General features: G+C 46.0%; 7 protein-coding genes. All 7 read left to right on the top strand.

Going from position 1 to position 7,804, the window contains the following annotated elements:
- The coding region (locus tag ACTIE6_RS12545; RefSeq protein WP_439556966.1) for an efflux RND transporter permease subunit at positions 1–1,695 on the top strand (1,695 nt) is incomplete at its 5' end.
- Positions 1,679–2,932: a TolC family protein gene (locus tag ACTIE6_RS12540; RefSeq protein WP_439556965.1), complete on the top strand. Its 1,254-nt coding sequence runs from the start codon at positions 1,679–1,681 to the stop codon at positions 2,930–2,932. The genes ACTIE6_RS12545 and ACTIE6_RS12540, both read left to right, overlap by 17 nt.
- Positions 2,910–4,232 (top strand): efflux RND transporter periplasmic adaptor subunit, encoded by a 1,323-nt coding sequence (locus tag ACTIE6_RS12535; protein WP_439556964.1) that lies wholly within the window; start codon positions 2,910–2,912, stop codon positions 4,230–4,232. The genes ACTIE6_RS12540 and ACTIE6_RS12535 overlap by 23 nt, the downstream gene beginning before the upstream one ends.
- 3 nt (positions 4,233–4,235) lie before the next feature.
- Positions 4,236–5,453: an efflux RND transporter periplasmic adaptor subunit gene (locus ACTIE6_RS12530; protein ID WP_439556963.1), complete on the top strand. Its 1,218-nt coding sequence runs from the start codon at positions 4,236–4,238 to the stop codon at positions 5,451–5,453.
- Between the two features lie 28 nt (positions 5,454–5,481).
- A complete protein-coding gene (locus ACTIE6_RS12525; RefSeq protein WP_439556962.1) occupies positions 5,482–6,045 on the top strand; it encodes a DUF3347 domain-containing protein in 564 nt (187 codons plus the stop codon).
- Positions 6,046–6,112: 67 nt separating this feature from the next.
- Positions 6,113–7,330 carry a multicopper oxidase family protein gene (locus ACTIE6_RS12520; RefSeq protein ID WP_439556961.1) on the top strand — a complete coding sequence of 406 codons (1,218 nt, stop codon included), beginning with the start codon at positions 6,113–6,115 and terminating at the stop codon, positions 7,328–7,330.
- 9 nt (positions 7,331–7,339) lie between these two features.
- On the top strand, positions 7,340–7,804 hold a 465-nt coding region (locus tag ACTIE6_RS12515; RefSeq protein ID WP_439556960.1), incomplete at its 3' end, for a hypothetical protein.

The raw sequence follows: 7,804 nt of genomic DNA, 5'->3' as shown, positions 1-7,804 counted from the left end.
CTGGCCCCGGTGTTGATATCCTTTATCATGAAAGGTAAGTTCCGGCCCGATCACGCCAATCCAGTTAACAGAGTTCTCGAACGTGTTTATGAGCCCGTCATCAGGGGGGTTTTAAAATGGCGCAAGACTACATTGGCCGTCAACATTATTGCGCTTTTGGTCACTATACCATTACTGACCAGTCTTGGGTCTGAGTTCATGCCACCACTGGATGAGCAAAGCATCCTTTTCATGCCTGTAACGCTGCCGGACATATCGAATTCAGAAGCAAAACGGATCCTGCAGGTACAGGACAAAATTATTAAATCAGTTCCTGAGGTTGATAAGGTATTGGGAAAAGCTGGAAGGGCAAGTACTGCTACCGACAACTCTCCGATCAGCATGATTGAGACGATCATCAAATTGAAACCAAAGTCCGAGTGGCGCGAAGGGGTTACAAAGAAGGATATTATTACCGAGCTTGATGCTAAACTTCAGATTCCGGGCGTAATCAACGGCTGGACCCAGCCGATCGTCAACCGGATCAACATGCTTTCGACCGGGATCCGTACTGATGTAGGTGTTAAAGTGTATGGCCAGAATTTGGATACCATCGCCAATGTGTCTGAAAGGGTTAAAAAAACGCTCGAAGGCACGGCAGGTATAAGTGACCTGTATGTAGAACCCGTGACAGGTGGAAAGTATTTGTCTATCAACCCAAGAAGAGAAGATTTAAGCCGTTATGGGCTTAATGTCGATGATGTAAACCAAGCCGTAGAATTTGCATTGGGGGGGGCACCGATAGGAAACACCATTGAGGGCAGAAAGCGGTTTTCAATCAGCGTCAGGCTTGCCCAGAATTACCGAAACAGCGTAGAAACCATCAAGAGGTTACCATTGATGTCTGCATCTATGGGTGAAGTACCCCTATCAGCGGTGGCTGATGTGGTATTTGAAAACGGTCCTCCGATGATAGCCTCCGAAAACGCCATGCTGCGTGGCGCAGTATTGTTCAATGTTCGCGGCCGTGATCTGGGCGGAACCGTCCAGGAAGCCATCGAAAAGATCAGTAAATCAAATGGCGTGCTTCCACCGGGTTATTACCTGGAATGGAGCGGACAGTATGAAAACCTGATACGCGGTAAGCAGACGCTTTTGTGGATTGCTCCGGTCGTGCTGCTAATTATTTTCTTTTCACTGTATTTCGCTTTTCATTCCCTACGCGAAGCATTTTTAAGCCTGATCACTGTACCCTTTGCTTTGATCGGTGGGGCGTATATGATCTATTTCTGGGGTGTTAACCTCTCGGTCGCAGTGGCTGTGGGTTTTATTGCTTTGTTTGGTATTGCCGTAGAAACCGGTATCGTCATGGTCATCTATCTGAATGATGCCATGCAGCAGCTGGTCACTAAAAAAGGGAATTCTGCTCAGTCAATTACCGGAGATGACCTGCGCGAGTACGTAATCCATGGGGCGGTAAAACGTTTGCGGCCCAAGCTGATGACAGTGTGCGTTTCGCTGTTTGGATTGGTGCCGGTACTTTGGGCCAATGGCGTAGGAACGGATGTGATGCAGCCGATTGTACTACCGATGATCGGAGGCGTGCTCACATCATCTACCCACATCCTACTAGTAACACCACTGATATTTTTAATGACAAAGGAGTATGAGCTTCGTAAATACGGAAAACTGCAAATCCATGATACACAGCACTAGTTATGTAAAATGGTTAATCCTGTTTCTGCTTCCGCTTACAGGTTGGGCACAGAAGCCGGTGTTTACACTGGATACTATTTTACAACGGATTGATAACAACAACCTGATGCTGCAGTCCTATGGGCTTAAAGCGGACAGTTACAAACATAGTGGTGATGCAGCCACGGCCTGGATGCCGCCTATGGTAGGTTTGGGGACTTTCATGACCCCTTATCCCAATCAAATGATTATGGAATCCCGCGACAAAGGAAACCTGATGCTGCAGATCGAGCAGGATATACCTAATCTGGCAAAGCTCAGTGCGAAAAGAAAATACGTCGCTTCCCAGGGCAATGTGGAAAGGGCCAACCGTGATATTACCCTCAATACATATAAGGCACAGGCAAAACGACTTTATTTCAACTGGCTCATTGCCCTCCAGCGTGTAAGCGTGCTTGAAGAGAATGAGAAAATCATGGTTATGATGAAGAAGATCGAAGAAGTCAGGTATCCCTATAACCAGTCACAACTTGGAGGGGTATTCCGGGCTGAATCGAAAATCCTGGAAAACCAGAATATGATCCGTATGCAGGAAGGCGCTATTGGAAAGGCAAAAGGATGGCTCAATAGCCTGATGAATGTAGTGGGTAATCAAGATTTTGAAATTGACACGACCTATAAACCTTCCTTCCAGCCGGCCATGTACTACGATACCGCTACGCTGGCTGACGCACGAATGGATGTTTTTAAAATGAATCAAAGTATCCGGTCCATGCAGCTTAATATCGAAAGCATGAAACAGCAAAAAAAACCGGATTTTAAAATCCGCTTTGACCACATGTACCCATTGGACGCAATGATGCCCAATGCTTACAGCGTAATGGGCATGCTTAGTATCCCGATAGCTCCCTGGTCATCTAAGATGTACAAGTCCGATATCAAAGCAATGCAGCTCAATATCCAAGGGATGCAGAAGGAGCGTTCTGCCATGCTGGTAGAAACCCAGGGAATGCTTTATGGTATGCAGTCAGAGATCGAGTCCATGCAAACCAGGGTCAGCACCATGCAGGAAAAAATAATCCCGGCCCTTCAAAAAGCAATGGACGCATATTTTGCCAATTATCAGGAGAATAAAGCCCAGCTACCTGTTGTAATAGATGCCTGGGAAGCTTTGACGATGATGCAAATGAATGTGCTGGACGAAAAATTGAAACTCTATGAAATGATTGTGGATTATGAAAAAGAAGTATATCGTTAGCCAGCTAATCGTGCTGTTACTGGCTACCGTATTTTTAAGCGCCTGTGAGAGTCAACCCCAAAAAGATGGGGATACGGCTCATGGGAAATCAGAGCAGTATACCTGTCCGATGCATCCGCAGGTAATTAGCAGCAAACCAGGCAAGTGCCCGGTCTGTGGCATGGGCCTGGTAGCAAAAGAGGCTAATAATGAGCTGATTGTTGATACTAGTTTCAATGCACTGTTAAAGCCGGTGAATGCCCAGGTGATTGCCGACATTCCACTGATCAATGCCGAAAGCGGGATGCGAATTTTTTCAGCCCAGGCACAAGGCGTTGTAACTTATGACAGCCGGAGCCAGGTCTCACTTTCATCCAGAGTCGGTGGCCGTATTGAAAAGCTGCTGATCAAATACAACTACCAGCCTGTCAGGAAAGGACAATTGGTGATGGAGGTTTATTCACCAGATCTGGCATCAGCTCAAAGGGAACTTTTGATGCTTGGTAACGATGAAGGCAGCCGGGATTTATTACTAAAAGCAAAACAGCGCCTGCTGTTGCTGGGAGTGACACCGGGGCAGATTGAGGATATTCTCAAGTCTGGAAATATCCTCTATAAGGTACCGGTATATAGTCCTGCCAATGGATACATCCTGGAACAATCAGCCAGCTTGCCGCATGCGGGCGCGGCTATGACAGCGCCTTCCGGCAGTGATGGCGCGGCAATGGATGAGATGGCTGGCAGCTCAGCTGCATCAGCAGCTCCTACAAGGCCATTGGCGGCGGTTTCACCCGTCCTTTTGCGTGCCGGGCAATATGTTACAGCCGGACAAACCCTGTTTACTATTTATACGTCTCAGGGCTTGATTGCTGAATTCGCGTTATCATCAGCTATATCTTCCCGCATCAAATCAGGACAAAAGCTGCTCTTTTATGCGGGCAATGACAAAGAAACTATGGCCAGTGGCCAGATTGGCCTGATCCAACCAGTCCTTCGAAGCGGCGAGAGTTTCACCTTGGCCAGGGTTTATCTTCCGGGAAAAAACCTAACGCCAGGCCAACTGCTGACAGCGAACATTCCCATTGTTTTTCAAAATGGGCTATGGCTGGATAAAAAGGCGGTCTGGCAGACCGGCAGCAAATCTATTGTATTTAAGCGGCAGGGTAAAGTGCTGGTACCCATGAAAGTTAAAGCCGGGGCGGTTGTAGATGGGATGGTGCAAATACTATCTGATATCCAGGATTGGAAAGTAGCATCCAATGCGTCGTATTTGATAGACAGTGAGAGCTTTATTAAGGATAACAGTCTTGTTGAAAATTAAAATATGAAAAGAATCACGTTTTTGAGGCTCGCCACTTTGGCATCTTTTACGCCTGGGATGCTTCTGATTGCTTGTCAAGATGATAAAAAGAAAAAGGCCGCAGAAGCCGGGCAGAAGACTTATACCTGTCCTATGCATCCACAAATAGTTCAGGACAAACCGGGTAGTTGTCCTATATGTGGTATGGACTTGGTCATCTTTGATAAAAGTAGTAAGGATGCCTCTATCACACTAGGTGAAAGTCAAATAGCATTGGCCAACATTACTACCATGGCAATGGGCAGCGGCCTTTTGTCGAATTCCAAAAGGCTCAATGGCCGGCTTGCTGTGAACCCTGACCAAACTGCTGTTGTATCCAGCCGCGTGGCAGGGCGTATTCAGGTGTTATATATCAAAGAAACCGGTGTACCAGTAAGGAAAGGACAGGCGCTTTATAAAATATACTCTGAACAGCTTTCCGCATTGCAGCAGGAATATTTGTTAGCATATGCCCAGATAAAACAGTTTCCTTCTGACACCCGATTTGAAGCCATCGAAAAGGCCGCCCGTCAAAAACTACGTTTATATGATCAAAGTGAAGAAGATATACAAAGCTTAACAGTAAGCCAGAAGCAGGAGCCATACATTACTTACCGGGCACCGATCAGCGGCACAGTATCTGAGCTTTCGGTAACAGAAGGTCAATATGTAAACGAGGGGAGCGCGATACTACGCCTTGAAGACTACTCTTCTTTATGGGTTGAAGCCGATATTTATCCGGCAGAAGCGGCCAGCATCCGAACAGGGCAAAAGGTACAGGTGCAAGTTACAGGCTGGGAAGATAAACCCCAGCCAATGCGCATCGACTTCATTGTTCCGGCAATTCAGAGTGGCAGCCAGCTGATGCAGGTCCGCGGAACGGTTCCAAATCCAGGCAGCCGGTGGCAGCCAGGATTACAAGCTAATTTGATATTACCGGTTACCGGAACGATTAATGCTATGACTTTACCTGTCGATGCAGTGATCCGTGACGCAAAAGGCGCGCATGTATGGATTGAAACGAAGCCTGGTACATTTCTGGCGCGAATGGTCTCTACCGGAATCCAAAATGCTGACCTGGTCGAAATCAAGGAGGGTATTTCAAAGGATGAGAAAGTGGTTGTTACAGGTGCTTATCTTTTATATAGTGAATATGTATTAAAAAAGGGGTCGGATCCCATGGCGCTGCATCAACATGAATAACCAATTTTTAACCATAAATTTTAGTAAGATGAAAAAAGCAACCAAATGGGCCCTGCCGGTGGCAATGATAGTATTTCTTTCGGCCTGCGGCAGCAAAAATGAAGAAGGTAACACCGGTTCCCATCAGGATTCAACAGCCCATGAGCACCATGAAGGCATGGATATGGGTGGCAAAGAAACAAGTAAAGTCGTATTGAAAGATGATAAGCTTGATGCAGTTTACCAGCACTATATTCATTTGACCACGGCTTTAATTAATTCAGATGAAGCAGAAGCAAAAATAGCCGCCAGTGCCATAGAAGCAGGTTTAGGCCAGATTCCGCAAGGATCCCAGGCCGCTAAAACAGCTTCTCAAATTACAGAGGCCAAAGGCATTGAATCCCAAAGGACTTTATATTCTGCACTAAGTGATGAGTTTATACCCCTGGTTAAAAAAGCCGGGTTGAACAGCGGCGAACTGTATGTTGATTTTTGTCCAATGGCAAACAAAGACAAAGGTGGCTATTGGTTGTCTGCGCAAAAAGAAATTAAAAACCCATACATGGGAAATAAGATGATTTCCTGCGGAGAGGTAAAGGAGACAATAAATTAACAGTGGTATGTATTGGATCAGGACATAGCCCTGATCCAATTTTCAACAACATTTAAAAACACTTCTGATGAAACTAATCACTATACTACTACTACTATTGCTGCCTGTTGGGGAAGCTTTCGCACAGCACCAACACGGTGCTGTATCACCCGTACCGACACCTGCTAAAAAACCGCTTTTAGAAAATTCAAAAGGTGGCAAGGTCGAATACCACCTGTATGTGAATGACACATTGGCTAACATCAGTGGCAAAAAAAAGGTCTCAGCGCTTGCCATGAATGGTCAGATCCCTGCACCGACCTTACATTTTACAGAGGGTGACACTGCCGTGATCCATGTGCATAATCTGATGCACCATGAAACTTCAATCCACTGGCATGGCCTTCTTTTGCCCAATAAAGAGGATGGCGTTCCTTATCTGACAACAGCCCCGGTCGAGCCGGGCGGGCAGTACACATTTACCTTTCCCCTTATTCAAAGCGGAACGTTTTGGTACCATTCCCATACCATGCTCCAGGAGCAAAGCGGATTGTATGGTTCAATCGTGATCCAGCCTAAAAAGAAGGTTTATGAAGTAGACAAGGAGTTTGTGCTTTTGTTATCAGACTGGACAGATGAGAACCCAAGGCGTGTGCTAAATGCGTTGAAAAGGAATGATCCGGCTAGTGAGTGGTATTCTATTAAAAAAGGGTATGCCCAGAGCCTTGATAAGTTAATACAGCACAAAGGATTGGGCAACAGGCTCAAGAATGGCTGGAAACGTATGCCGCCCATGGACCTGTCTGATGTTTATTACGCAGCATTTCTGGCAAATGGAAAACGCAAAGAAAGTATTCCGGATTTAAAACCCGGTGATAAAGTCCGGTTACGTGTCATTAACGGTTCAGCTTCAACCTATTTTTATCTGCATGGCGGGGCGGGGAAGCTGGAATTGATTTCATCTGATGGGATCGATGTAAAGCCAATCAAAATAGACCGATTACTGATGGGAATTGCTGAAACTTATGATTTTCTGTTGACTGTCCCAAAGAATAAAACCATGGAGTTTAGGGCAACTGCCCAAGACGTCTCCGGATTTGCTTCTTTATATTTCGGGAAAGGGGATACACTATCTGCCGCACCGATCCCCAGGCCTAACGTTTGGAATATGGATGAGATGATGATGAGCATGGCTGTTAATTTCCCAGATAGAATGAACCATTCGGGAATGGGTGAAATGGACCATAGCAAAATGAAAATGGAGCCCGACGAGAAACAGCAGCCCACCGCCAAACCTGAAAAATGACATGAAGGTATGGACATGGACAAAATGGACCATAGCAAAATGAAAATGGAGCCCGACGAGAAACAGCAGCCCACCGCCAAACCTGAAAAAGGACATGAAGGTATGGACATGGACAAAATGGACCATAGCAAAATGAAAATGGAGCCCGACGAGAAACAGCAGCCCACCGCCAAACCTGAAAAAGGGCATGAAGGCATGGACATGAGCAAAATGGACCATAGCAAAATGAACATGGAACCATCCCAAAAAAAGCAGCCTGCTGACAAACCTGAAAAAGGGCACGAAAGTATGGACATGGACAAAATGAACATGGAACCATCCCAAAAGAAGCAGCCTGCCGAAAAACCTGAAAAAGGGCACGAAAGTATGGACATGGACAAAATGGACCATAGCAAAATGAACATGGATGGGATGCAGATGGATGGGATGCAGATGGGTAAAACCGACTCGCTGACTACATTCAATTATGATTTA

The organism is Dyadobacter sp., assembly GCF_051859145.1.
Taxonomy (GTDB): Bacteria; Bacteroidota; Bacteroidia; order Cytophagales; family Spirosomataceae; genus Dyadobacter.
Note: the sequence above shows the minus strand (reverse complement) of the source record. Positions and strands in the feature narration are given on the sequence as shown.